The sequence below is a fragment of the Kitasatospora sp. NPDC048194 genome (genome assembly GCF_043202455.1).
GTDB lineage: Bacteria > Actinomycetota > Actinomycetes > Streptomycetales > Streptomycetaceae > Kitasatospora.
Genome location: NZ_JBIDAK010000026.1, coordinates 52,529 through 75,726 on the forward strand (window position 1 = coordinate 52,529; position 23,198 = coordinate 75,726).

Consider the following 23,198-nt stretch of genomic DNA (forward strand, 5'->3'; position numbering starts at 1 on the left):
CCCGACCCGCCACGCGGCGGCGGGTCCCGGCTCCCACCCCCGGCTCAACCGCAGCGCATCCAGGGCACCCGGTTTACCTACCGTTTCCGGATCCTTGGTATGCGCATGGCCTGATGAAGGAATAGGCATGAAGGTCCATCACACGTGCTCCCCCGGAGTGACCGGACACCGCCCCGCAGCCTCTACCCTGAGCTTCCATGAGCGTTCCCGTGTCCGTTGAGCCGAGCCCCGAGCAGCCGCCGCGCCGTCGGCGTGGTCTGCAGACGCTGCGCAACCAGGCGGCCGCCGTCCCGAGGGCCTGGCTCCCGGGCGCGGTCGGCTACGCCTGCCTGCTGATCGGGCTGGTGGACATCGCCAGCGCGGTGTTCCCCAAGCTCCGGCACACCAAGATGCACACCTTCGCCGGGCAGCTGCCGGGCGGCACCACCAGCCTGGCCGCGGTCGGCACCCTGATGGTCGGCATCCTGCTGGTGCCGCTCGCCCACGCGCTGCGCCGCCGCAAGCGGCGGGCCTGGCGCGCGGTCTGCGTGCTGCTGCCGGTCGGCGCGGCGCTGCACATCGTGCGCTGGCACCAGGTCGGCCCGGCGGTCGTCTCGCTGGCGGTCTGGGTCGTGATGCTGCTGCACCAGCGCGAGTTCTACGCCAAGGCCGACCCGCGCACCCGCTGGCGCGCGCTGGTCAACCTGGTCGTGATGGGCACCCTCAGCGTGCTGCTCGGCCTGCTGATCGTGAGCACCCGGACCAAGTACGAGGTCGGCCACCCCGGCCTCACCGAGCGCCTGGAGCACGTCGGGTACGGGCTGTTCGGCTTCGAGGGCCCGATCCGCTACACCAACGTGCGGATGTCCGACCTGGTCGCCTACCTGCTCGGCGGGCTCGGGCTGCTGACCGCCTTCACCACCGCCTACCTGGCGCTGCGCCCCGGCAAGCCGAAGCCGGAGCTCAGCGCCGAGGACGAGGAGAAGGTCCGCGAGCTGCTCAAGCGCCACGGCGAACGCGACTCGCTCGGCTACTTCGCGCTGCGCCGCGACAAGAGCGTGCTGTTCTCGCCCACCGGCAAGGCCGCGATCTCCTACCGGGTGGTCTCCGGCGTGATGCTCGCCTCCGGGGACCCGGTGGGCGACGTCGAGGCCTGGCCGGGCGCGATCAAGGTGTTCATGGCCGAGGCCCGCGAGCACGCCTGGGTGCCGGCGGTGATGGGCTGCAGCGAGGTCGGCGGCGAGGTGTGGACCCGCGAGGCGGGCCTGGACGCACTGGAGCTGGGCGACGAGGCGATCGTCGACACCTCGACCTTCTCGCTGTCCGGCCGCGCCATGCGCAACGTCCGCCAGATGGTCAAGCGGATCGAGCGCAACGGCTACTCCTGCAAGGTGCGCCGGGTCTCCGAGCTCACCCCGGACGAGAAGTACCGGATCGCCGACGCCGCCGCCCGCTGGCGCGGCACCGACACCGAGCGCGGCTTCTCGATGGCCCTGGGCCGCTTCGGCGACCCGCTGGACGACGACTGCGTGGTGGTCACCGCGCACAAGGCGCCGGAGGAGGGCGAGGGCGGCGACGACCTGAAGGCCGTGCTGCACTTCGTGCCCTGGGGGCCGGACGGCATCTCGCTGGAGCTGATGCGCCGCGACCGCGCCGCCGACCCGGGCCTGAACGAGCTGCTGATCGTCGCGGCCCTCCAGGCGGTGCCCGACATGGGCGTGCGCCGGGTGTCGCTCAACTTCGCGATGTTCCGCTCGGCACTGGCCCGCGGTGAGCGGATCGGCGCCGGCCCGGTGCTGCGCGCCTGGCGCGGACTGCTGGTCTTCCTGTCCCGCTGGTTCCAGATCGAGTCGCTGTACAAGTTCAACGCCAAGTTCCAGCCGGAGTGGGAGCCGCGCTTCCTGGTCTTCCCGAACACCCGGGACCTGCCGCGGATCGGCTTCGCCGCGATGCAGGCGGAGGCCTTCATCACCCTGGGCATGCCGCGCTTCGGCCGCAAGCGCCAGCGCGAGGGCCTGATGCCCGTCCCGTCGAGCCGCGAGGTGACCGAGGCCGCCTGAGGCCGCTCGGCACCGCCCGGGGCCCCCGCCGAGAACGCTCGGCGGGGGCCCCGTTCGATAATGGGGAGCATGAGCGATGCGCCGTCCTTCCCGTTGCCGCCCGGTCTGCCGCGGCTCGGCCGCTGTGCCGTGATGGGCGTGGTCAACGTCACGCCCGACTCCTTCTCGGACGGCGGGCTCTGGTTCGACCCCGCGAAGGCGATCGCGCACGGACTCGCGCTGCGCGCCCGCGGCGCGGACCTGGTGGACGTCGGCGGCGAGTCGACCCGGCCCGGCTCGCAGCGGGTGCCCGAGGAGGAGGAGCTGCGCCGGGTGCTGCCCGTGGTGCGCGAGCTCTCCGCCGCCGGGGTGGTGGTGTCCGTCGACACCATGCGGGCCTCGGTCGCCGAGCGGGCCGTCGAGGCCGGCGCGGCGATCGTCAACGACGTCTCCGGCGGCCTCGCCGACCCGGCGATGGGCCGGGTGGTCGCCGGGACCGGCGTGCCCTTCGTGGTGATGCACTGGCGCGGGCAGTCCGCCGACATGGACCGGCTCGCCGTCTACGACGACGTGGTGCGGGACGTGGTCGCCGAGCTGACCGACCGGATCGACGCGCTGCTGGCCGCCGGGGTCAAGGAGGACCAGCTGATCCTCGACCCGGGGCTCGGCTTCGCCAAGACCCCCGAGCACAACTGGGCGCTGCTCGGCCGGCTGGACGCGCTCACCGCGCTCGGCCGTCCCGTGCTCGTCGCCGCTTCGCGCAAGCGGTTCCTGGGTACGCTGCTCGCCGACCCGGAAACCGGGGAGCTGCGCCCGGCCCGTGAGCGGGACGACGCGACCGCCGCGGTCTCGGTGCTGTCCGCCCAGGCCGGAGCCTGGGCGGTGCGGGTGCACGACGTGTCGGGTACGGCGGACGCCGTCCGCGTGGTCGCGGCCTGGCAGCGCGCGGCGCGGCTGGGGTGAGGGAGGGTCTGTGACAGGTGACGGCAGGTTGAGCGGCGGTACGGCCGGAAAGGCCCACGAGGTGGACCTGGAAGCGGTGCTCGCGGCGAACCGGGCGTTCTACGAGGCGCTGGAGCGGGGGGACGTCGAGGCGGTCGAGGAGGCCTGGCTGGGGCCCGAGCACGCCGACGACAAGGGCGGCGTGGTGTGCGTGCACCCCGGCTGGCCGGTGCTGCGCGGGCGGGCGCAGGTGACCCGCTCCTACATGTTGATCATGATGAACACGGAGTACATCCAGTTCTTCCTGACCGATGTCGAGGCCGAGGTCCACGGCGATGTGGCCCTTGTCACGTGCACCGAGAACATCCTCTCCGGCGGTGAGGCGGAGGAGGAGGGGGAACTCGGTCCGCTGGTCGGCGGAAAGGTCGTCTCCAGCAATCTGTTCCGCCGTACCCCGGCCGGGTGGAAGCTCTGGTCGCACCACGGTTCACCCGTTCTGACCAGCGGCGACGAGGACGACGAGGAATGACGGCGGCGGTCGCGCGATAGCGGCGCCGAACCGTGACCGGGGAATTCCCGAGTGGGCGTCCGACGTTCACGTCAATCGCCGGATCGGCGTGCGTGGCGACGGTTCGTGCCGGGTAGGACGGTCAGGCGTTGTCCGCGCTCGCGGGTAGATTCGAAACGGAGTGGCGGGCGTGCTGCCCGCCTTCGCCCTGCCCGTCCGTGCCTTCCAGGGCGGGGCCCGTCCGACTGGGAGCAGTGATTCGTTTGCTGGACCGCGTCACCCTGCGGGGGCTGCGAGCCCGGGGCCACCACGGCGTCTTCGAGCGCGAGCGCGTCGAGGGCCAGACCTTCGTGGTCGACCTCGTGCTGTACCTGGACACCCGCCCCGCCGCGTCCGGAGACGACCTCACCCGCACCGCGCACTACGGCATCGTGGCCGAGGAGGTCACCGCGATCATCGCCGGGGAGCCGGTCGACCTGATCGAGACCCTGGCCCAGCGCATCGCCGACCAGTGCCTGAAGCACGACGCGGTCGAGGAGGTCGAGGTCACCGTGCACAAGCCGGACGCCCCGATCACCGTGCCGTTCGACGACGTGACCGTGACCATCCACCGGGGCCGCACATGACCCCCACCGCGTGCCCGGTATCCGATGCAGAGGGATTTCTTCGATGAGCAGCAGTGACCCGACCGCCGAGCCGAACGCGTTCGACCTGGAGAGCCGGGTGGACTCCGCCGACACCACGCTGCACGGCCAGCGCTGCGCGGTGATCGCGCTGGGCAGCAACCTGGGCAACCGGCTGGAGACCCTGCAGGGTGCCGTCGACGCGCTCGCCGACACCCCGGGGCTGAAGATCAAGGCCGTCTCGGCGGTCTACGAGACCGAGGCCGTCGGCGGCCCGGAGGAACAGCCCAACTACTACAACGCGGTCGTCGTGCTGCGCACCTCGCTGCCGCCGCGGGACCTGCTGGAGCGCGGCAACGCGATCGAGGACGCCTTCGGCCGGGTCCGGGAGGTCCGCTGGGGCCCCCGCACCCTGGACGTCGACATCCTGGCCTACGAGGGCGTGGTCAGTGACGACCCGCAGCTGGTGCTGCCGCACCCGCGCTCGCACGAGCGGGTCTTCGTGCTCGCCCCGTGGCTGGACGCCCAGCCCGAGGCCGAGGTGCCCGGGCACGGGCAGGTCGCCGCGCTCCTGGAGGCGCTCGGCGGCCCGGAGGCGCAGGGCGTGCGGCGGCGCAAGGACATCCGGCTGACGCTGCCGGAGTAGCCCCGGGACCGGCCCGCCGCCGGTCGGCCGGGCGGGCCGGGGAACTCGGCCGGGGGCCCCGGCCGTACGAGTAGATGTCCGTCCGGCCGCGCCCGGTACGGTGGCCTGACGCCTCCGCGCCGGCCCCCGGCCGGTCGGCCGGCTCTGGTACCCCGGGAAGGACCTGCTCCGAGTGAAGCTGCTTCGCCTCCGCCTGTTGATCGGCATCACCGCCGCGACGACGGCGCTGTCCTGGGCCGGCTCCAAGCTGTGGGCCTCCCTGGACACGCTGCCGGCCGTGCCGGCCGCGGCGCCGGTGGTGCTGGCGGCGGTGGCGGTGATCCTGCTGGCGACCACGATCTCGCTGCGGTCCCGGCTGAAGGCGGTGCGCGAGCGGCAGCCCGGCGCGAAGCGGGTCGACCCGCTGCTGGCGGCCCGCGCGGTGGTGCTGGGGCAGGCCAGCGCGCTGGTGTCCTCGGTGGTCACCGGGATCTACGCGGGGGCCGGGATCTACCTGCTCGGGGAGCTGGACGTGGCGGCCCGCAAGGACCAGGCGGTCACCGCCGGGCTGGCCGTGCTGGCGGGGGCCGCGGTGATCGCGGCGGCGCTCTGGCTCCAGCACGTGTGCAAGCTGCCGGAGAACCACGACGACCCGAGCGGTCCGGCGGCCTCGCACCGCTGAGGCGGGCGCGGGCGGCGAGCCGCCGGGTCGGTCGCCGGTAGTGGCGGCGGTCGCCGGTCGCGGCGGCGGGCGTCGGGCCGGTCGCCGGGAGGTCAGCGGGCCGCACTGCCGGGAGCGCGCTGAGCAGCCCCCTTGTCGTGATCTTGAGTGAAAAGCCGGGCACGTGCGGTAAAAACGGCACCCTGTCAAGGGCGGAAGAGGACCCTGGGCTGACACGGCCCCAATTCGCACGCTAGTTTCTTGGCATGTCTCGCGGACGCCACCGTCATTCCTCCGTCCTCAGCCGGGTCGTTCCCCCCACCGCCGCCGGCGTACTGCTGGTCGCCGCACTGGCCGCTCTGCTGTTCAGTCAGGACACCGTCCTGGTGCGCTCGGTGGGCATCGCGGCGCTGATCGCGGTGCTCGGATTCGCCCTGCTGCTGCGCCAACGGGACAAGGCGGCCCGGGCGGCCGCCGAGCTGTCCGCCGCGCAGCGGCTGCGGGCCGAGGAGCGCTTCGAGGAGCAACTGGCCGAGGCCGAGTACGCGGCCGAGGTCGCCGAGGAGCGGGCCACCCGGTTCGGGCGGCGGCTGACGGCGGAGAAGTCGCGGCTGGCGAAGGCCGAGACCGAGATCGCCCGGCTGCTGCGGGAGCGGGCCGTGACCGTGGCCGAGCAGGCGCTCAAGGAGGCCGAGGCGGCCCAGCGGGCGCTCGCCGCGAGCCGTCCCAAGTACCCGGCCAGCCCGGCCGCGTTCGTCCGCGCGGCCTCGGTGCTGCGGCTGCTCGAGCGGCGGGCCGCGGAGCAGGAGGCGCGGCGGGCGCGCACGGCCGGTGCGGAGGTCGCGCTGCGGGCGTCCGCGACGGTGTCGCAGACCGGCCCGGGCGCCGCCGCGGCTTCCGGGGCCCAGGCCGGGTCGGCGGCTCCGGCGGCTCCGGTGGCTTCGGCGGGCGCGGCGGCCAAGCCGGTGTCCGTGCCCGCTCCGATCGCGCCCTCGGTGCCGACCCCGGCGCAGGCGCCGGCGGCCCAGTCCTCGGCGATCCGGTCCTCGGGGGTGCAGTCCTCGGCGGTCCAGGCTTCGGTGCGGCCGACCGCGGTGCAGCCGACGCCGCTGCGTCCGGCGCTGACCGCGACGGTCGGCCAGCTCGGCGGCACGCCGAGCGTCCCGGCCGTGGCACCGGTGCCGGTCGAGCGGCAGCGGCCGCGCCCGGCGCAGTCCGGCCAGGCGCGCGGACAGGGCTTCAGCTTCTTCGGCCGCGGCTCGGGCGCGCCGGTACGGGCGGCGGCTCCGGCGCCGGCGGTGGGCAGCATCGCCGAGCTGGAGGACCGCACCGACCTGGCGGACGTGGTGGGTGACGAGGCGGTCGCCGCCAAGGCGAAGGCCGAGGCGCAGCAGGCCCGGCCCGTCCAGGCCGCGCCGGCGGCCGACGGGCCGGAGCAGGCCGAGCCGACCGTGGTGGACCTGACGCCGGAGGACGAGACCGAGCTGATCGAGCTGCCGCACCTGCGCGCCTCGCGCTGAGCAGGGGCGGAAAGGCCCGCGGCGCGGGACGTCGGACCGTCCGACGCCCCGCGCCGCGGGCTTCGAGCGGTCGGCCGGACCGCCCGGGGGTGCGTCAGAGCTGGACGCCGAAGTCCTGGGCGATGCCGGCCAGGCCGGAGGCGTAGCCCTGGCCGACGGCGCGGAACTTCCACTCGCCGCCGTTGCGGTAGAGCTCGCCGAAGATCATCGCGGTCTCGGTGGCGGCGTCCTCGGAGAGGTCGTAGCGGGCGATCTCGGCGCCGCCGGCGGCGTTCACCACGCGGATGTAGGCGTTGCGCACCTGGCCGAAGTTCTGGCCGCGGGCGACGCCGTCGTAGATGGTGACCGGGAAGGTGATCTTGGCGGCCTCGGCGGGCAGGCCGGCCAGGTTGACGTTGATCGTCTCGTCGTCCCCCGCGCCCTCGCCGGTGCGGTTGTCACCGGTGTGGACGACGGTGGCGTCCGGGGTGCTGGTGTTGTTGAAGAAGACGAAGTGCGCGTTGGACAGCACCTTGCCGTCCGCGTTCAGGACGATCGCGCTGGCGTCGAGGTCGAACTCGGCGCCGGTCGTGGTGCGGACGTCCCAGCCCAGGCCGACGCTCACCGCGGACAGGCCGGGGGCCTCCTTGGTCAGCGAGACGTTGCCACCCTTGGAGAGGCTCACTGGCATGGCGATTGCAGTCCCTTCGTTCGCTTTTCCCGGGACAACGCAATCCCCGGGGTGCTTGGTTCCACCGGGTCCGTGAATTCTCGGCGGGTGCCAAACGCGGACAAAGGAAAATCAAAGGACTGACCAACCCGGCGATCCGTCGCCGGGTCAGATCCGCGGGAACCGGCCCTGCAGCGACCAGATGTTCGGGTTGTCGGCCAGGTCGGGGTGCATGTCGAACAGGTCGGCGAGGGTGTCCTGGAGGAAGTCCCGGGCCTCCCGGCGCAGCTCGCTGTGGCGCACCACGGCGGGCGGCTCGTCCCGCAGCCAGGTGGCGGTGATCTCCACCCAGTTGAAGCGGCGGGCGAAGCGCAGCAACTCGGTGTTCTGGGTGAAGTCGAGGTCGGCGGTCTGCACCCGGGCGGCGCGGGAGCCGTCCGGGTCGCGGTCGAGCTGCTCGACGATGTCGCACAGCGCCCAGGCGAAGTCCAGCACGGGCACCCAGCCCCAGCGGGTGGAGAGCTCGGCGCCCTCGGCGTCCAGGTAGACGTCGCCGCAGAACAGGTCGTACCGCAGGGAGCGCACGGGGGCGGTGCGGTAGTCGGTCTGCGGGGGGTCGGGGAAGCGGTTGGAGAGGGAGTAGCCGAGCTCGATCACGTAGGCCATTGTCGGGGTTCGCGGCGGGGTGCGGATAACCGGGTGACCGGGCGGGGCGGGCGCGGGATGATGGGCGCATGCCCGAGCCCATCCGCGTACGGGGGTCGGTGGTCGTCCCCGACGCCGAGCTCGTCTGGCGCTTCTCGCGTTCCTCCGGCCCCGGTGGCCAGCACGTCAACACCTCCGACTCCAAGGTCGAGCTGCGCTTCGACCTGGCGGCCTCCAGGGCGCTGCCCGAGGTGTGGCGCGAGCGTGCCCTGGAGCGGCTCGCGCACCGGCTGGTGGACGGCCGGGTGCTGGTGGTGCAGGCCTCCGAGTACCGCTCGCAGTGGCGCAACCGGGAGGCGGCCGCGGCCCGCCTGGCGGCGCTGCTGACCGAGGCCTGCGCGCCGCCGCCGAAGGCCCGGCGGGCGACCCGCCCGAGCCGGGGGATGGTCCAGCGGCGGCTGGAGAACAAGCGGCACCGCTCCGAACTGAAGCAGGGGCGGCGGGCGCCGCGGCAGGACCAGTAGGCCTGTCCGGCCGAGAGCCGGATCGGTGATCCGCTCGGGTACCGGCTCGGGGCCGGCTCAGCCGAGACTGCGGTAGCCGCCGCGGAAGTAGAGAAGCGGGCGGCCGCCGGGTTCGGGGACGAGGGCTTCGAGGACGCGGCCGATCAGCAGCGTGTGGTCGCCCGCGGATATCCGCTGTTCGGTGCGGCACTCGACGGTGGCCAGCGCGCCCTCGATCAGGGGGGCGCCGCTCTGCGGGCCGCGGCGGTGCGGGGTGTCCGCGAACAGCAGCCGGTCGCTGAGCCGGCCCTTCATGGCGAAGCGTGAGCCGAGCGTCTTCTGCCCCTCCGCCAGCACCGAGACCGCCCAGGTGTCGGCCCGGGCGAGCACCTCGTCCATCCGGGAGTCCTCGCGGACCGAGATCAGCACCAGCGGCGGCTCCAGCGACACGGAGAGGAAGGACGTCGCGGTCATGCCGACGTCCTCCCCGTCCTCCGGGTCGTTGACGGTCACCAGGCTCACGCCGGCGGCGAGCTGGGAGAGTGCTGCCCGGAACTCGTCGGGCGTGGCGTGGGGAGCAGCTTCGGGCTGCGAGGACGGGTACACGTACCGCACGGTAGCTGGCGGCCGCGGGAAACGGCATCGGACCGTGGTCGTAGGACCACCGGCGCGGGCCTGCCGGGCCGTGGGCGGGCTCACTCCCAGGGGTGATGCCGGGGGACCGGTGGGCGTACCGGGCTCCAGTGCGGGGCCGACCCGGTCGACCACCGGAAATGCACCGATAACGCCTTTTGTCCCGCTATGGGGGAATGAACTGATTAAGGGCGCATTAGTGCCGTGTGATTTAAGTCACAAGTGACGTCCTATTGCTGACCGAGCGTGCCGAACGCTGTGCTCCCTGTGATTCAGTTCTTCTGGCAATCGGACGATAACCAATCAAGAACTATCCGAAGCAGCCGGGGAGCCCCCGCATGGAAGCCGAGTCGGAGCCGTACGTCCGTCTCGCGACCCTCCGCACCTTGCACCGGGTCGTGGCGGACCTCAACGCTGCCCGCAGCCTGGCGGGCACGCTGCAGGCCGTCGTCGAGGGCGCGGTGCACGGACTCGGCTTCGACGCCGCCGCGGTGAGCCTCGTCCGGCCGGACGGCGACCTCGTGGTGGCGGCCGTCTGGGAGCTGGAGGAGAGCCCGATGGGCGGGCCCTCGGTGCTGCTCGGGCAGGTCGGATCGCGCGAGTCCTGGGACCGGCTGCTCGGCGTGAGCGACCACTGGGGCACCCTGCGCTTCCTGCCGTACGACCGCGGCTGGGCCGTCGCCAGCGACATCCCGCGCTGGATCGGGGACGGCCCGCTGCCCGTCTACGCCAACGACTGGCACCCCGCCGACGGCTTGCTCGCCCCGATGTACAGCGCCGGCGGCGACCTGCTCGGCGTCCTCTCGGTGGACCGCCCGCGCAGCGGCAAGCGGCCCGGGGCGTGGACCCGCGAGGCGCTGGAGATGTTCTCGCTCCAGGCCTCCATCGCGATCGGCAACGCCCGGCTGCGGGCCGAGATGCAGCGCGCGCTGGCCCGGCTGGAGAAGGAGCAGCAGGCGCTGCGGGCCAGCGAGGAGAGCTTCCGCCAGGCCTTCGAGTACGCGCCCAGCGGGATGGCCATCACCGAACTGCACGGCGCCGGGCGCCGCCAGCTGACCAGGGTCAACGACGCGCTCTGTCGACTGCTCGGCCGCCCCCGCGCCGTCCTGCGCCAGCAGAGCTTCGCCGACCTCGTCCACCCGGACGACCGGGCGCTGCTGGAACGCACCAGCGCCGAGAGCGGCCGGGCGGAACTGCGGCTGTCCCGGCGGGACGGCGGCTACCAGTGGGTCTGCCTGCGCAACTCGATCGTGGCGGACGCGGCCGAGGGCCCGAGCTTCCTGCTCACCCACGTCGAGGACATCGAGGACCGCAAGCGCCACGAGCTCCAGCTCGCCCACCGGGCCAGCCACGACGCCCTCACCGGCCTGCCCAACGGTGCCGAGCTCAAGGCCCGGCTGGGCCGCCGGCTCTGCTCCGAGCCGCAGCCGGTCGCCCCGGTCGGTCCCGCCGGGTCCGGCGAGGCCGGCTACCCGTCCCCGTACGGCTACCCGGCCGACTCGTACAGCGCGCACGCGGCGTACGACGGCCTGGAGGGGGTGGACCCGTACGCCGGGCCGGCGCACGGCTACCAGCCGGCCGAGGGCGGCGGTCTGCTGCCCGGACTGGGCCCCGGTTACGGGGAGCACGTGCACGCCGTGGTCCCGGCCGAGTACGGGCCGACCGGCGACGCCTGGTCGGCCGCGTTCCGCTCCGGCCCGGTGGCCCCGGTGGAGAAGGGGCTCGCGGTGCTCTTCTGCGACCTGGACGGCTTCAAGTCGATCAACGACCGGTTCGGGCACAACGCCGGCGACGCGGTGCTGGTCGAGGTGGCCCGGCGGCTGAGCGGGGCGGTCCGGGACGGTGACACGGTCGCCCGGCTGGGCGGCGACGAGTTCGTGGTGCTGGCCGACGGCATCGGCCGCGAGGAGGCCAAGGACCTCGCGCACCGGCTGCGCAACGCGATCATCCCGCCGATGCGGATCGACGGACGGGCGATGCGGGTGGGCGTGAGCCTGGGGATCGGCTGGGCCGGCTGCGGGATGAGCATCGAGGAGGTGCTGCACACCGCCGACGAACGGATGTACGACGAGAAGCGGGCCCGGGGCGGGGCGGTGCGCGGGGCGCGCGGGGAGCGCTCGCACCGGCGGGCGGGCTGACGCAGGGCCGCGGGCGCCGGTCGGGGCCGGTCGGATCAGCCGGAGGCCTGACGGATGAGTCGGAGGCCGACCAGAGCAGTCGGAGCAGGTCGGACCGCTCGGGGCGGGTCGGACCGCCGGATCGATCGGGTGCCGAGCATCCTGCGCGGCGCAGGTTACCGGAGAGTTGTCAAGGCCTCTTTTCCGGCTGTCCGCTACGGCAGGTAGGGTTCCGCGTACGACAGCGTCCATGATCTGCGCCGCCCGCAGCCCGGCGGCGCGCAACGGATGGGGGAGCAGACCACCGTGACGACCGCCGGCGACAACGGAGTGTCCGAGGGCCAGGGGGGCGGTGCCCCGCAGGACGACGACCCGTTCGGCTACCTCTACCGCCCGGCCGACGGCTCCACCGGCCAGCCGGCCGAGCCGCAGCAAGGGGTCCCCCGGACGTCGTACAACCGGCCGATGGAGGTCGGGCGTGCGCAGTACGGCCAGCCCTACCAGCAGGCGGCGCCGCCGATGGCCCAGCAGCAGCCCCCGTACGGCCAGCCCGGGATGCCCCCGCAGGGCGGCCCGTACGGCCGGCCGGGCGTGCCGCCGCAGCACGGCCAGCACACCCAGCAGGCACCGCAGGCCCGTTACGCCGAGCACTCCCGGCCGCAGCCGGGTGAGGAGCGCCCGAGCAGCGGCCGGAGCAAGGGCGCGGTGATCGGCGCGGTCGCCGTGGTCGCGGCGATCGCCATCGGGGCGGGGATCGCGCTCTCCACGGGCGACCCGGACGGCGACAAGACCGCCAAGGGCGGCACCACGACCTCCGCCCCGCCGGCCCCCAGCACCCCGGCGAGCACCGCCACCACCGGCACGTCCTCGCCCTCGGCGAGTGCCTCCACCGGCCCGTCCACCGTGGACGCGGGCCAGTTGCAGGCGCAGAACGCGCCCTCCGGCAACACCGTCAAGGGCGCCAAGTCCGCCGACGGCAGCTACCTGACGCTCCAGCAGGGCGGCTCGGTGACATGGACGGGCGACGTCCCGGCGGCCGGGACGTACAAGCTGACGGTGCACTACAACAACGCCGGCGCGGACGTGAAGGGCGCGGCGGCGGTGAACGGCAAGGACTGGCCGAGCGGGCTGACCTTCCGGAACTACTCGCCGGGCAAGGACCCGGCCACGTCCTGGTACACCACCTGGATACTGCCGCAGTTCCAGGCGGGGTCGAACTCCGTCACCCTCACCGTGCCCTCGGGGCCGATCCTGATCGACCAGATCACGGTGGACCCGAGCAGCTGAGCCCGGTGCGCGACGCGACGCGGCCGCCCGTCCCCTGCGGGGGAGGGCGGCCGTCGTCGTCTTCTCAGGCGGATTCGGTGGTGGTGGTGGTGAAGCGGTCGCCGCCGCGGACCCACCGACCGCGGCGCATGACGGCGACCAGGTCGTAGCTGGTGGAGTCGAGCACGACGAGGTCGGCGAGCTTGCCGGTCTCCAGGGAGCCGATCGAGTCGGTGAGGCCGAGCAGTCGGGCCGGGGTGGTGGAGAGCGACTCGACGGCCTGACCGAGGGTCAGGTTGTTGACGGTGACGGCGCGTTTGAAGGCGATGTCCAGGGTGAGGGTGGAGCCGGCGATCGAGCCGCCCTCGACGAGCCGGGCGACGCCGTTGTTGACCTCGACCTGGAGGGGGCCGAGGGGGTAGAGGCCGTCGCCCATGCCGGCGGCGCCCATGGCGTCGGTGATCAGGGCGACCCGGGAGGGGCCGGCGGTGCGGTAGGCGAGGTCGAGGACGGAGGGGTGCAGGTGCACGCCGTCGTTGATCAGTTCGACGGTGACCCGTTCGTCCTGCAGGAGGGCGACGATCGGTCCGGGGGCGCGGTGGGCGATGGCGGGCATGGCGTTGAACAGGTGGGTGGCGACGGTGGCGCCGGCGTCGATGGCTTCGAGGGTGGCGGTGTAGTCGGCGTCGGTGTGGCCGACGGCGGCGATGACGCCGAGGTCGGTGAGCATGCGCACGGAGTCGAGGCCGCCGGGGAGTTCGGGGGCGAGGGTGACCATGGCGGCGTGGCCGCGGGCGGCGTCGACGAGTTTGCGCACGAGGGCGGGGTCGGGGTCGCGCAGCAGGTCGGGGCGGTGGGCGCCGCAGCGGTGGTGGGAGATGAAGGGGCCCTCGAAGTGGATGCCGGCCAGGATGCCGTCCTCCACGAGTTCGGACAGGACGTGGGCCTGGCGGGCGAGTTCGTCGATCTCGCCGGTGACGGTGGAGGCGACGGTGGTGGTGGTGCCGTGGGCGAGGTGGGTGCGGGCGGCGAGCAGGGCCTCCTCGGCGATGCCGGAGGCGTAGGAGGCTCCGCCGCCGCCGTGGACGTGCAGGTCGACGAAGCCGGGCACGACGGTGCAGCCGGTCAGGTCGAGGTCCCCGGGCTCGGCCGCGCTCTCGGTGCTGCCGGTGCCGTCGGTGCCGCCCGTGACGGAGGCGATGCGCTCGCCCTCGACGGTGAGGCGGCCGCCCTCGACGACGCCGCCGGGCAGGACGATCCGGGCGCCGGCCAGGGCGGTACGGTCACGGTCCGCGGTGGTCACGCGGTCACCTCCATGGAGAGCAGATCCCAGGCGAGCAGGCCCGCGCCCAGGGACGCGGCGGTGTCTTTGAGCATGGCGGGAACGACCTTCGGGGGCATCTGGAAGGTCAGGCGCCCGGTGACCGCGGTGCGCAACGGGGTCAGCAGGGTGTCGCCGGCCTCGGCCAGCCCCCCGCCGACGATCACCGTGGACGGGTCGAGCAGGCTCTGGGCGAGCACGATGCCGTCGGCCAGGGCGTCGACGGCGCGCTGCCAGACGGCGAGCGCGCGCTCGTCCCCGGCGTCCACCGCGGCGGCGCAGGACGCCGCGTCGGCGGCGGGGTCGCCGCTGACCTCGGCCCAGGCGCGGGAGACGGCGGAGGCGGAGGCCAGCGTCTCCAGGCAGCCGCGGGCGCCGCAGCCGCACGGCGGCCCGTCCGGGCGGACGACCACGTGGCCGATCTCGCCGCCGTAGCCGTGGGCGCCGGCCTCGATCCGGCCGTCGATGCCGATGGCTCCGGCGATGCCGGTGCCCAGGGCGACGAACAGGAAGCGGTCCACGCCGCGGCCGGCCCCGAGCCGGCCCTCGGCCAGGCCGCCGGAACGCACGTCGTGGCCGAGGGCCACCGGCACCGCGGGGCCGCCGGGGGCGGCCAGGCGCTCGCCGAGCAGCCGGCGCAGCGGGAGGTCGCGCCAGCCGAGGTTGGCGGAGAAGACCGCGATGCCGTTCTCCTCGTCGATCGTGCCGGGGACGGCGACGCCGGCCGCGAGCGGGGCGGCGCCGAAGCGGCTGCGGCCTTCGTCCGCCAGATCGGCGGCGAAGTCGAGGATGGCGGCGACGACGGCCTCGGTACCGCGCTCCCGCCCGGTCGGTCGGCGTGCTTCGAACAGCACGGAGCCGTCCTGGGCGAGCAGCGCGGCCTTCATGCCGGTGCCGCCTACATCGAGTGCGATGACGTGCTTCACGGGGGACAGTTTCCCTTGGCTCGGTCGAAGAGGTCTAGTCCAGTTGCCGGATTGGTCTGGTCCATACTGGGTGAGCTTGGTCTCGGGCGGGGGTCCGGTTCGGGCGAGGGCGAGGGCGAGGGCGAGGGCGAGGGCGAGGGCTCACGGGCCGGAACGGGGCGTCCGGTCGTCGGTGTTGCGCATCGTGTTGCGCATCGTGCAACGGAACGGGGCACTTCGGTAACTACTCGGCGGGTGGGGCCGAATGGTGTGGACCAGTGGACCGCGGGTTTGGCAGTGTGGCGCCTCCCCCCTGCCGGATTCCCTCATCCGGCCGCAGTTGATCCCCTGAAGGCGGTACCCGCGTTGAACAGGCGCGTCCACGTTTCCACCCGTGTGCTCGGCAGTGCGATGGCCGGAGCGCTGGTGCTCACCGCGGTGAGCGCGTGCAGCGGACAGGGCGGCGGGCCGGTCACGCTCAAGCTGGTGGCCGCGGACTACGGGGAGAACGCCGAGACCAGCTCCAAGCACTACTGGGACGACGTCTCCAAGGCCTTCGAGGCCGCCAACCCGGGCATCAAGGTCCAGGTCGAGGTCGACAGCTGGACGGACATCGGCAAGAAGGTCGACGACATGATCGCGGCCGGGAAGTCCCCCGACCTGCTGCAGAGCGGCGGGTTCGCCGACCAGGTCGCGGCCGGCCGGCTGTACCCGGCCGCGGACGTGCTCTCGATGGACACTCAGGCGAAGTTCATGGACAACTTCGCCCACGCCGGGCAGGTGCTCGGGACCCAGTACGGCATCCCGTTCGTGTCCTCGTCGCGGGTGCTGTTCTACAACAAGGCGATCTTCAAGCAGGCCGGGGTCACCCAGCCGCCGACGACCTGGAGCGAGCTGCGGGCCGCGGCCGAGAAGATCAAGGCCAAGGTGCCGGGGGTGACCCCGTACGGGCTTCCGCTGGGGCCGGAGGAGGCGCCGGCCGAGTCGATGCTGTGGACGCTGAGCGGCGGCGGGAGCATCTCCGACGACGTCGGCAACTACACCATCGACAGCGACCAGAACCAGGCCACCTTCAACTGGCTGAAGAACAACCTGGTGAGCACCGGGCTGACGTACCCGGACCCGGGCCGGATGAACCGCACGCCGGTGTTCCAGGACTTCGCGGCGGGCAAGGTCGCGATGCTGAACGGGCACCCGACGCTGCTGCGGATGGCGTCCGCCGGGAAGATCGACTTCGGTACGGCGCCCATCCCGAAGAAGGACGGCGTCGGCCGGACCGGGAGCCTCGGGGTCGCGGACTGGATGATGGCGTTCAAGGCCAACGGGCACAAGAACGAGATCAAGAAGTTCCTGTCCTTCGTCTACTCGCGGGACAACCAGCTGAAGTTCGACGAGCAGTACAACCTGCTGCCGGTGACCCAGGACGCCTTCACCCAGATGTCGTCGGACCCGAAGCACGAGGACCTCAAGCAGTTCGCGGTCGGGCTGGCCAACGCGAGCTTCTACCCGTTCGGGGACCCGGCCTGGGGCGAGGTCAGCAACCGGATCAAGGCGGGGATCGGGCAGGCGGTGACGGGGGATCCGAAGCAGGTGCTCGGCGGGCTGCAGGACGCGGCGGTGAAGGAGGCGGCCCGGGTCCGCAAGCAGTAGGACCCGGGCGCCGGCTTCCGGTCGGTGGCGTCGCGGCCCCGATCCGGGGGGCCCGGTCGGTGGCGGGGCGCGTCGGTCGGGGGTGGCCCGCGATCAGTGGGGGAGCGTGATCGCGTAGGCCTTGCGGAGGGTCTCGTGGACGGTCCAGGTGGTGCGGTCGCCCTCGCGCAGGACCGCGCAGTCGCCGGGGCCGACGGTGAGGGTCGGGCCGCCCTCGATCTCGATGGTGGCCCGGCCGCTGAGCACCACGAACATCTCGTCGGCCTCGACGTCGGTGACCACGCCCGGGGTGATCTGCCAGATGCCGCGCAGCTGGCGGCCGTCGGGGGACTCGGCGAGGACCTTCCCGGTGACCTCCGGGGTGCCGGAGACGATCTGGGACGGGTCCAGGGGCTCGGGGGTGAGCTCGGCGGTGGGGATGTGCAGGGCGAAGCTGATCATGGGTCGACGGTAGCCGCGCGGTGGGGGTGCGTGCGTCCCGCAGAGTGTGTCGGTGTTCGGCGCGAGAATGACACTCCGTAGTGACGGACGGAGGTGTTCTCGGTGGGTGAGCTGACCGGGCGGGAGCGGGCGGTGCTGGCGCTGGAGGGGCGGCAGTGGCGGACGGCGGGGGCCAAGGAGCGGGCGATCCGGGAGGAGCTGGGGATCTCGCCCACGCGCTACTACCAGGTGCTGAACGGGCTGCTGGACCGGGAGGAGGCGTTGGCGGCTGCTCCGGTGCTGGTGAACCGCTTGCGGCGGGTGAGGGAGGCCCGCCGGGCGGCTCGTTGACCACCGGCAGGGGTGCCGGCGGGGTGCTCTTCCCGGGCGCGCGGGCTCCGGCCCGCGCGCCTGCGGCTTGTGGTGGGGGGTAGCGGGTATGGGGGTCGGTATGGGTCTTGAAGAGATGGTTGTGCCGGCGACCGAGGCCGGGCGGGACGGGCTGCGGGTGATTCTGGGGACGCCGCTGGAGGCGGTGGTCGCGTTGGACTTCGACGGGACCTTGGCGCCGATCGTGGCGGATCCCGCGCGGGCCAGGGCGCATCCCGGGGTGGTGGGGGCGCTGCGGGGGCTGGCGCCCGTGGTGGGGGGCCTCGTGGTGGTGACGGGTCGGCCGGCCGGGGTGGCGGCGGAGTACGGGGGGTTCGACGCGGTGCCGGGCCTGGTGGTGCTGGGGCACTACGGCGCCGAGCGGTGGGAGGACGGCCTGGTGACGGCGCCGGAGGTGCATCCCGGGGTCGCGGGGGTGCGGGCGGCGCTGCCCGGGACCTTGGAGCGGGTGGGGGCGCCCGAGGGGACCTGGGTGGAGGACAAGGGGCGCTCGGTGGCCGTGCACACCCGGCGCACGGCGGCGCCGGAGGAGGCGCTGGAGCTGCTGCGCGCGCCGGTCGGGGAGTTGGCCGCCGAGTACGGGCTGGTGGTGGAGCCCGGGCGGCTGGTGTTGGAGCTGCGGCCGCCGGGGGTCGACAAGGGTGCCGCGCTGACCGCGTTCCTCCAGGAACGCGGGGCGCGGGCGGTGCTGTACGCGGGCGACGACCTGGGGGACGTGGCGGCCTTCTCGGCGGTCGAGAAGCTGCGCGGGCAGGGGACGGCGGGGCTGCTGGTGTGCGCCGGAGCGGTGGGGGACGCTCCGGTGCGCGAGCTCGCCGACCGGGCGGACGTGGTGGTCGACGGCCCCGAGGGTGTGGTGGAGCTGCTGGCGGCTCTGGGGGAGTCGCTCAGAGGGCGTTGAGCTGGTCCAGGAACCACTGCTGCGGGGGGAGCGCGGTGGCCGCCGCGGCGAGGCGCTTGGTGCGGTCGGCGCGCTCGTCCGGGCTCATGGTGAGGCCGGCGTGCAGGGCCTCCGCGGTGGCGACCACGTCGTACGGGTTGACGACGAGGGCGTCCTCCCGGAGTTCGGCGTGGGCGCCGGCCTCGCGGGACAGCACCAGGGCGCAGCCGTTGTCGGAGACGACCGGGACCTCCTTGGCGACCAGGTTCATGCCGTCGCGGATGGGGTTGACCAGCGCGACGTCGGCCAGCCGGTAGGCGGCGAGGGAGCGCGGGAAGTCGTCGTCGACGTGCAGCATCAGCGGCTGCCAGGTGGGGGTGGCGAACTCGGCGTTGATGGCCTCGGCGAGTTCCTGGACGGCGGCCGTGTAGCTGCGGTACTCGGCGAGGTCGGTGCGGGAGGGGTACGCGAAGGCGATGTGCACCACCCGGTCGTGCCACTCGGGGCGGGTGCGCAGCAGGTGCCGGTAGGCCTGGAGGCCGCGGACGATGTTCTTGCTGAGTTCGGTGCGGTCGACCCGGACGATGGTGCGGCGGTCGCCGACGGCGGCGCGCAGGGCGGCGAGGCGCTCGTCCACGTCGGGGCGGTGGGAGCGCTCGCGGAGGAAGTCGGCGTCGGCGCCGAGGGCGTGCACGCCCAGGCGGGTGGTGCGGCCGCTGGGGGTCCCCCCGGCCGAAGGCTGGGGGAGGGTGACGGTGAGCGCCCCGGGGTCGACGGTGGCGCCGAGGAGGTCCTCGCAGCAGGCGGCGAAGGCGCGCGCCCAGCGCTCGGTGAGGAAGCCGGCCCGGTCGGCGCCGAGGATGCCGGTGAGGACGGCGCGGGCGACGTCGTCGGGCAGCAGCCGGTAGTACTCCGGCGGGGCCCACGGGGTGTGGGAGAAGTGGCCGATCCGCAGGTCGGGGCGGAGCTCGCGGAGCAGGCCCGGGACGAGCGAGAGGTGGTAGTCCTGGACGAGGACCGCGGCGCCCGGGGCGGCCTCGGCGGCCAGGGCCTCGGCGAAGGCGGTGTTGTAGGCCTGGTAGGCGGCCCACTCGGTGCGGAAGTCGGTGTCGAAGGAGGGCGCGGTCGGGGTCGCGTACAGCAGGTGGTGGACGAACCAGAGCGTGGAGTTGGCGATGCCGTTGTAGGCGTGGGCGAAGGTCTGCGGGTCTATGTCCAGCATCCGTACGGCCTGGCCGCCGACGTCGTGGCCGGCGCGGTCGAGACGGCCGTCGGGGGCGCCGGCCGCGGCTCGGCGGTCGGCGTCGTTGAGGGCCGCGCAGACCCAGACGGCGTCGGGGTCGTCGATCGCGGACAGGCCGGAGACCAGGCCCCCGCCGCCCCGGCGCAGCGTCAGGGTGCCGTCGTCGGCGGTACTGAACGACACCGGCCCCCGGTTGGATGCCACCAGGACGGGAGCGGTGCCGGTGGCACTCGAACGTTCGGTCGTGAGATCGCCCATGGTTGGGATGTTGCCGGGGGTCCGGGGTGGCAAACCCCTCAGTGGCGGGTGGCGTATTCGGTGATGGTGTGCATCGGGGGGCGCTCGAGGGCGGTGACGGGGTGGGTGTGCGCGATGAAGGCGCGGGTCTCCGGGTCGCGGGTGAACTGGGTGAGGTGGGGGTGGACCAGGTCGGCCGAGGCCTTGAGGCGGTGGGTGCGGTCGAGGCGTTCCAGGGCGGTGCGGTAGATGGTGGCGGCCATCCGGCCGAGGGCCTGGCCGTCCTGGTGGCGGTGGTGGCGGACGCCGACGTCGACCTGGGCCAGGGCGTCCAGCCCGGCCAGTTCCAGGGCGTCGACGAGGAGGCCGAGTTCGACGCCGTAGCCGGTGGGGAAGGGGAGCCGTTCCAGCAGCGACCGGCGGGCCGCGTACTCGCCGCCGAGCGGCTGGACGAAACCGGCGAGTTCCGGCCAGTGGAGGTTGAGCAGGGGGCGGGCGACGAGTTCGGTGACCCGCCCGCCGCCGGTCGGGACGACCGCGTCGGGGTCGCCCGCGGCCGCGCCGGTGACCTCGAAGGGGCGGTCGTACATCGCCTTGACCAGCTGGATGTTCCCGTCGGTCAGCAGGGGCCCGACGGTGCCGTAGACCAGGGCCGGGTCGAACTCGCGCAGGTCGGCGTCGACGAAGCAGACGATGTCGCCGTGGGTGACCAGCAGCGAGCGCCAGAGCACCTCGCCCTTGCCGGGGACGGCGGGCAGCCGGGGCAGGATGGCGTCCCGGTGTTCCACCCGGGCGCCGGCCGCGGCGGCGGTGGCGGCGGTGGCGTCGGTGGAGCCGGAGTCGAGGACGACCAGTTCGTCGACCAGGGGGAGGCGGTCCATCAGTTCGCGGCGGACGGTGCGGACGATGTCGCCGACGGTGGCCTCCTCGTCGAGGGCGGGCAGGACCACGCTGACGGTCTGCCCGGTGCGCCGCTTGGCCTCCAGCAGGGTGTGCACCGGCCGGTCGGCCGCGCTCCACGAGCGGCGGCGCAGCCAGGACGCCGCCTGCGGGAGGAGTGCGGGGGTCGGTTCGGCGGGCACGGTCGGTCTCCTCGAGGGGGCGGTTTGGACGGGCCATCTCGCGTGGCGGACGGTCCCGTTCGGGATCGACGCCTTCGGATACAGTCTTCGTACAGCTGCCGGACCTCCGCACGCCGGGGTCGCCGCTGAACCACAACTTCACAAGCTCATCCAGAGGGACTGAGGGAACGGCCCGTTGACGTCCCGGCAACCTTCTCGCTCGGCTGTCGTTCACAGGCCCCGGCGGGACAGGTGCCAATTCCGGCCTGTGGCGCGACCGCGTCACGGGGAAGATGAGGAGAGAGGCCTCCGCCATCATGGCTATCGACACCGTCGCACCCTCCCCCGGCGCCCGGCCGGCGGGATCCCCCACCGTCGACCTCGGCCCCGCCGCCGCCCTGTCCTGTCGGGAGTGCGGCGCCCGGTCCCCGCTCGGTCCGAGCTTCGCCTGCGCGGAGTGCTTCGGGCCGCTGGAGATCGCCTACGAGTTCGGCGACGAGCGCGCCGAGGAGCTGCGCAAGCGGATCGAGGCCGGTCCGGCGTCGATCTGGCGGTACGCGCCGCTGCTGCCGGTGCCGGCCGACGTGGCCTCCAAGCCGAACCTGAACCCGGGGTGGACCCCGCTGGTGAAGGCGGACAACCTGGGGCGGGAGCTCGGGTTCACCGCGCCGCTGCACGTCAAGGACGACTCCGGGAACCCCACCCACTCGTTCAAGGACCGGGTGGTGGCCTGCGCCATCGAGGCGGCGCGGGCGTTCGGCTACACCACGCTGTCCTGCTCCTCGACCGGCAACCTGGCCGGCGCGGTGGGCGCGGCGGCGGCCCGGGCCGGGTTCCGCTCCTGCGTGTTCATCCCGCACGACCTGGAGCAGGGCAAGGTCGTGATGGCCGGGGTGTACGGCGGCGAGCTGGTCGGCATCGAGGGCACCTACGACGACGTGAACCGCTTCTGCTCCGAGCTGATCGGGGACCCGGCCGGCGAGGGCTGGGGCTTCGTGAACGTCAACCTGCGCCCGTACTACGGCGAGGGTTCCAAGACGCTGGCGTACGAGATCTGCGAGCAGCTCGGCTGGCGGCTGCCGGAGCAGATCGTCATCCCGATCGCCTCCGGTTCGCAGCTGACGAAGATCGACAAGGGGCTGCAGGAGCTGATCAGGCTCGGCCTGGTGGAGGACCGGCCGTACCGGATCTTCGGGGCCCAGGCCGAGGGCTGCTCGCCGGTGTCCGCCGCGTTCAAGGCGGGCCGGGACGTGATCAAGCCGGTGAAGCCGGACACCATCGCCAAGTCGCTGGCGATCGGCAACCCGGCGGACGGCCCGTACGTGCTGGACATCGCCCGCCGCACCGGCGGCGCGGTCGAGGACGTCACCGACGCGGAGGTCGTGGCGGCGATCCGGCTGCTGGCCAGGACCGAGGGCATCTTCGCCGAGACCGCGGGCGGGGTGACCGTCGGCGTGCTGAAGAAGCTGGTCGAGACCGGTCAGCTGGACCCGGCCAAGGAGACCGTCGCGATCAACACCGGCGACGGCCTGAAGACGCTGGACGCCGTCTCCGACGCCGGGATGACCGCCGTGATCCGCCCGACGCTGGAGTCCTTCCGCTCCGCCGGTCTCGCGTCCGCCTGACCCGACCCCACCCCGCTAGGAGAGCCATGAGCGCCAACGTCCGCATCCCCACCATCCTGCGCACCTACACCGGCGGCGCGGCCGAGGTGACCGCCGAGGGGGCCACCCTGGCCGAGGTCATCGCGGACCTGGAGAAGAACCACGCGGGCATCTCCGCCCGCATCCTGGACGACACCGGAAAGCTGCGCCGATTCGTCAACGTGTACGTGAACGACGACGACGTCCGCTTCGCGGACGGCCTGGAGACCGAGATCAAGGACGGCGCCGGCATCTCGATCATTCCGGCGGTGGCCGGCGGCTGCTGAGCCCCGCGTCCGCTTCCCCGGCCGCCCGCACCACGGAATTCGGCTCTCCGTCGGTGCGGGCGGCCGTCGGTATTTCGGCGGGAATATTCCGGGTCGGGTGGGAGTAGAGTGTGGCTCGGCTGGGAACAAGGCTCCCCTTTCGGCTCGCACGCCGCTCGGCCCGAGGCCGTCCGGACGTTGAGACCGGCTCGTGCCCCCGGCCGTGAAACATGTCAGGCAGATGTCAGAATTCCTGCACGGATTTGGGTAATTCGTCCGCTATGTCCGGCGTGAAATGCCGACTTCCTCCCGGTTTGTTCGGCCTTGTCTCTTGACGGGTCCCGTGAATTCCCGGCGGCTGGCCCTGTTGCAGAGGGCGTCGATCCGGATACATTCAGCCGCGGTCGACGCAATCGCCCGCTCACCGGAAGCCGTTCGGCGTTCCGCGCGGGGATTGCGGCGTGCACGGCTG

23 protein-coding genes and 1 riboswitch are annotated in these 23,198 nt (G+C 73.3%); of the genes, 15 read left to right on the forward strand and 8 right to left on the reverse strand.

The features are described 5' to 3' along the window. Positions 1–197: 197 nt before the first annotated feature. The 7 genes from ACGF07_RS26645 to ACGF07_RS26675 all read left to right on the forward strand — a co-directional run bounded on the left by ACGF07_RS26645 (position 198) and on the right by ACGF07_RS26675 (position 6,897). A complete protein-coding gene (locus tag ACGF07_RS26645; RefSeq protein WP_350737383.1) occupies positions 198–2,039 on the forward strand; it encodes a phosphatidylglycerol lysyltransferase domain-containing protein in 1,842 nt (613 codons plus the stop codon). 60 nt (positions 2,040–2,099) lie between these two features. Continuing rightward, on the forward strand, positions 2,100–2,981 hold the full coding sequence (gene folP / locus ACGF07_RS26650) for a dihydropteroate synthase (RefSeq protein WP_392902686.1): 882 nt from the start codon (positions 2,100–2,102) through the stop codon (positions 2,979–2,981). A 28-nt stretch (positions 2,982–3,009) separates the two neighbouring features. Further along, positions 3,010–3,489, forward strand: a complete 480-nt coding sequence (locus ACGF07_RS26655; protein ID WP_350737389.1) for a nuclear transport factor 2 family protein — start codon at positions 3,010–3,012, stop codon at positions 3,487–3,489. Positions 3,490–3,734: 245 nt separating this feature from the next. Then, a complete protein-coding gene (gene folB / locus ACGF07_RS26660; RefSeq protein WP_350737429.1) occupies positions 3,735–4,094 on the forward strand; it encodes a dihydroneopterin aldolase in 360 nt (119 codons plus the stop codon). Positions 4,095–4,137: 43 nt separating this feature from the next. Then, entirely contained in the window at positions 4,138–4,737 is a 600-nt protein-coding gene (gene folK / locus ACGF07_RS26665; protein ID WP_350737391.1) for a 2-amino-4-hydroxy-6-hydroxymethyldihydropteridine diphosphokinase, read from the forward strand. A gap of 172 nt (positions 4,738–4,909) precedes the next feature. Then, entirely contained in the window at positions 4,910–5,398 is a 489-nt protein-coding gene (locus ACGF07_RS26670) for a DUF3180 domain-containing protein (RefSeq protein ID WP_350737394.1), read from the forward strand. A gap of 245 nt (positions 5,399–5,643) precedes the next feature. Next, positions 5,644–6,897, forward strand: coding sequence for a hypothetical protein (locus ACGF07_RS26675; protein ID WP_392902690.1), 1,254 nt, complete (start codon positions 5,644–5,646; stop codon positions 6,895–6,897). Positions 6,898–6,991: 94 nt separating this feature from the next. On the opposite strand, the gene ACGF07_RS26680 is transcribed toward ACGF07_RS26675, so the two are convergent. Beyond that, complete coding sequence (locus ACGF07_RS26680; protein ID WP_350737400.1) at positions 6,992–7,567, reverse strand: TerD family protein; 576 nt, start codon at positions 7,565–7,567, stop codon at positions 6,992–6,994. Between the two features lie 147 nt (positions 7,568–7,714). Then, entirely contained in the window at positions 7,715–8,212 is a 498-nt protein-coding gene (locus ACGF07_RS26685) for a hypothetical protein (protein ID WP_392902693.1), read from the reverse strand. A gap of 68 nt (positions 8,213–8,280) precedes the next feature. On the opposite strand from ACGF07_RS26685, the gene arfB reads away from it, so the two are divergent. Beyond that, on the forward strand, positions 8,281–8,715 hold the full coding sequence (arfB, locus tag ACGF07_RS26690) for an alternative ribosome rescue aminoacyl-tRNA hydrolase ArfB (RefSeq protein ID WP_392902695.1): 435 nt from the start codon (positions 8,281–8,283) through the stop codon (positions 8,713–8,715). A 57-nt stretch (positions 8,716–8,772) separates the two neighbouring features. Here the strand turns inward: arfB and ACGF07_RS26695 are convergent, their stop codons facing one another. After that, positions 8,773–9,309 carry a flavin reductase family protein gene (locus tag ACGF07_RS26695; protein ID WP_392902696.1) on the reverse strand — a complete coding sequence of 179 codons (537 nt, stop codon included), beginning with the start codon at positions 9,307–9,309 and terminating at the stop codon, positions 8,773–8,775. A gap of 356 nt (positions 9,310–9,665) precedes the next feature. On the opposite strand from ACGF07_RS26695, the gene ACGF07_RS26700 reads away from it, so the two are divergent. Further along, positions 9,666–11,465: a diguanylate cyclase domain-containing protein gene (locus tag ACGF07_RS26700; RefSeq protein ID WP_392902698.1), complete on the forward strand. Its 1,800-nt coding sequence runs from the start codon at positions 9,666–9,668 to the stop codon at positions 11,463–11,465. 285 nt (positions 11,466–11,750) lie between these two features. Beyond that, positions 11,751–12,731, forward strand: coding sequence for a hypothetical protein (locus tag ACGF07_RS26705; protein ID WP_350737414.1), 981 nt, complete (start codon positions 11,751–11,753; stop codon positions 12,729–12,731). Between the two features lie 64 nt (positions 12,732–12,795). On the opposite strand, the gene nagA is transcribed toward ACGF07_RS26705, so the two are convergent. Together nagA and ACGF07_RS26715 are read right to left on the reverse strand one after the other, a co-directional pair. Continuing rightward, a complete protein-coding gene (gene nagA, locus ACGF07_RS26710) occupies positions 12,796–14,013 on the reverse strand; it encodes an N-acetylglucosamine-6-phosphate deacetylase (RefSeq protein WP_392902701.1) in 1,218 nt (405 codons plus the stop codon). Continuing rightward, positions 14,010–14,957, reverse strand: a complete 948-nt coding sequence (locus ACGF07_RS26715) for an ROK family protein (RefSeq protein WP_392902703.1) — start codon at positions 14,955–14,957, stop codon at positions 14,010–14,012. Before ACGF07_RS26715 ends, nagA begins: the two co-directional genes overlap by 4 nt. 345 nt (positions 14,958–15,302) lie before the next feature. On the opposite strand from ACGF07_RS26715, the gene ACGF07_RS26720 reads away from it, so the two are divergent. After that, a complete protein-coding gene (locus ACGF07_RS26720) occupies positions 15,303–16,586 on the forward strand; it encodes an extracellular solute-binding protein (protein ID WP_392902705.1) in 1,284 nt (427 codons plus the stop codon). 93 nt (positions 16,587–16,679) lie between these two features. Here the strand turns inward: ACGF07_RS26720 and ACGF07_RS26725 are convergent, their stop codons facing one another. Further along, the gene (locus tag ACGF07_RS26725; protein ID WP_392902707.1) at positions 16,680–17,027 is read right to left on the reverse strand and encodes a cupin domain-containing protein; all 348 of its coding nucleotides are present in this window, start codon (positions 17,025–17,027) and stop codon (positions 16,680–16,682) included. A 102-nt stretch (positions 17,028–17,129) separates the two neighbouring features. Here ACGF07_RS26725 and ACGF07_RS26730 point away from each other — a divergent pair, with 102 nt between their 5' ends. Both ACGF07_RS26730 and otsB read left to right on the forward strand, forming a co-directional pair. After that, positions 17,130–17,357 carry a DUF3263 domain-containing protein gene (locus ACGF07_RS26730; protein WP_350749959.1) on the forward strand — a complete coding sequence of 76 codons (228 nt, stop codon included), beginning with the start codon at positions 17,130–17,132 and terminating at the stop codon, positions 17,355–17,357. A gap of 115 nt (positions 17,358–17,472) precedes the next feature. Continuing rightward, positions 17,473–18,297 carry a trehalose-phosphatase gene (gene otsB, locus ACGF07_RS26735; RefSeq protein ID WP_392902740.1) on the forward strand — a complete coding sequence of 275 codons (825 nt, stop codon included), beginning with the start codon at positions 17,473–17,475 and terminating at the stop codon, positions 18,295–18,297. On the opposite strand, the gene ACGF07_RS26740 is transcribed toward otsB, so the two are convergent. Next, positions 18,284–19,777, reverse strand: coding sequence for a trehalose-6-phosphate synthase (locus tag ACGF07_RS26740; protein WP_350744287.1), 1,494 nt, complete (start codon positions 19,775–19,777; stop codon positions 18,284–18,286). The genes otsB and ACGF07_RS26740 overlap by 14 nt on opposite strands. 38 nt (positions 19,778–19,815) lie before the next feature. Beyond that, complete coding sequence (locus ACGF07_RS26745) at positions 19,816–20,838, reverse strand: glucosyl-3-phosphoglycerate synthase (protein ID WP_392902710.1); 1,023 nt, start codon at positions 20,836–20,838, stop codon at positions 19,816–19,818. A gap of 143 nt (positions 20,839–20,981) precedes the next feature. Beyond that, positions 20,982–21,117, forward strand: a riboswitch (SAM riboswitch). 17 nt (positions 21,118–21,134) lie between these two features. On the opposite strand from ACGF07_RS26745, the gene thrC reads away from it, so the two are divergent. Next, positions 21,135–22,442, forward strand: coding sequence for a threonine synthase (gene thrC, locus ACGF07_RS26750; protein WP_392902712.1), 1,308 nt, complete (start codon positions 21,135–21,137; stop codon positions 22,440–22,442). A gap of 26 nt (positions 22,443–22,468) precedes the next feature. Then, positions 22,469–22,747, forward strand: coding sequence for a ubiquitin-like small modifier protein 1 (locus ACGF07_RS26755; RefSeq protein ID WP_350744284.1), 279 nt, complete (start codon positions 22,469–22,471; stop codon positions 22,745–22,747). Positions 22,748–23,198: the final 451 nt, after the last annotated feature.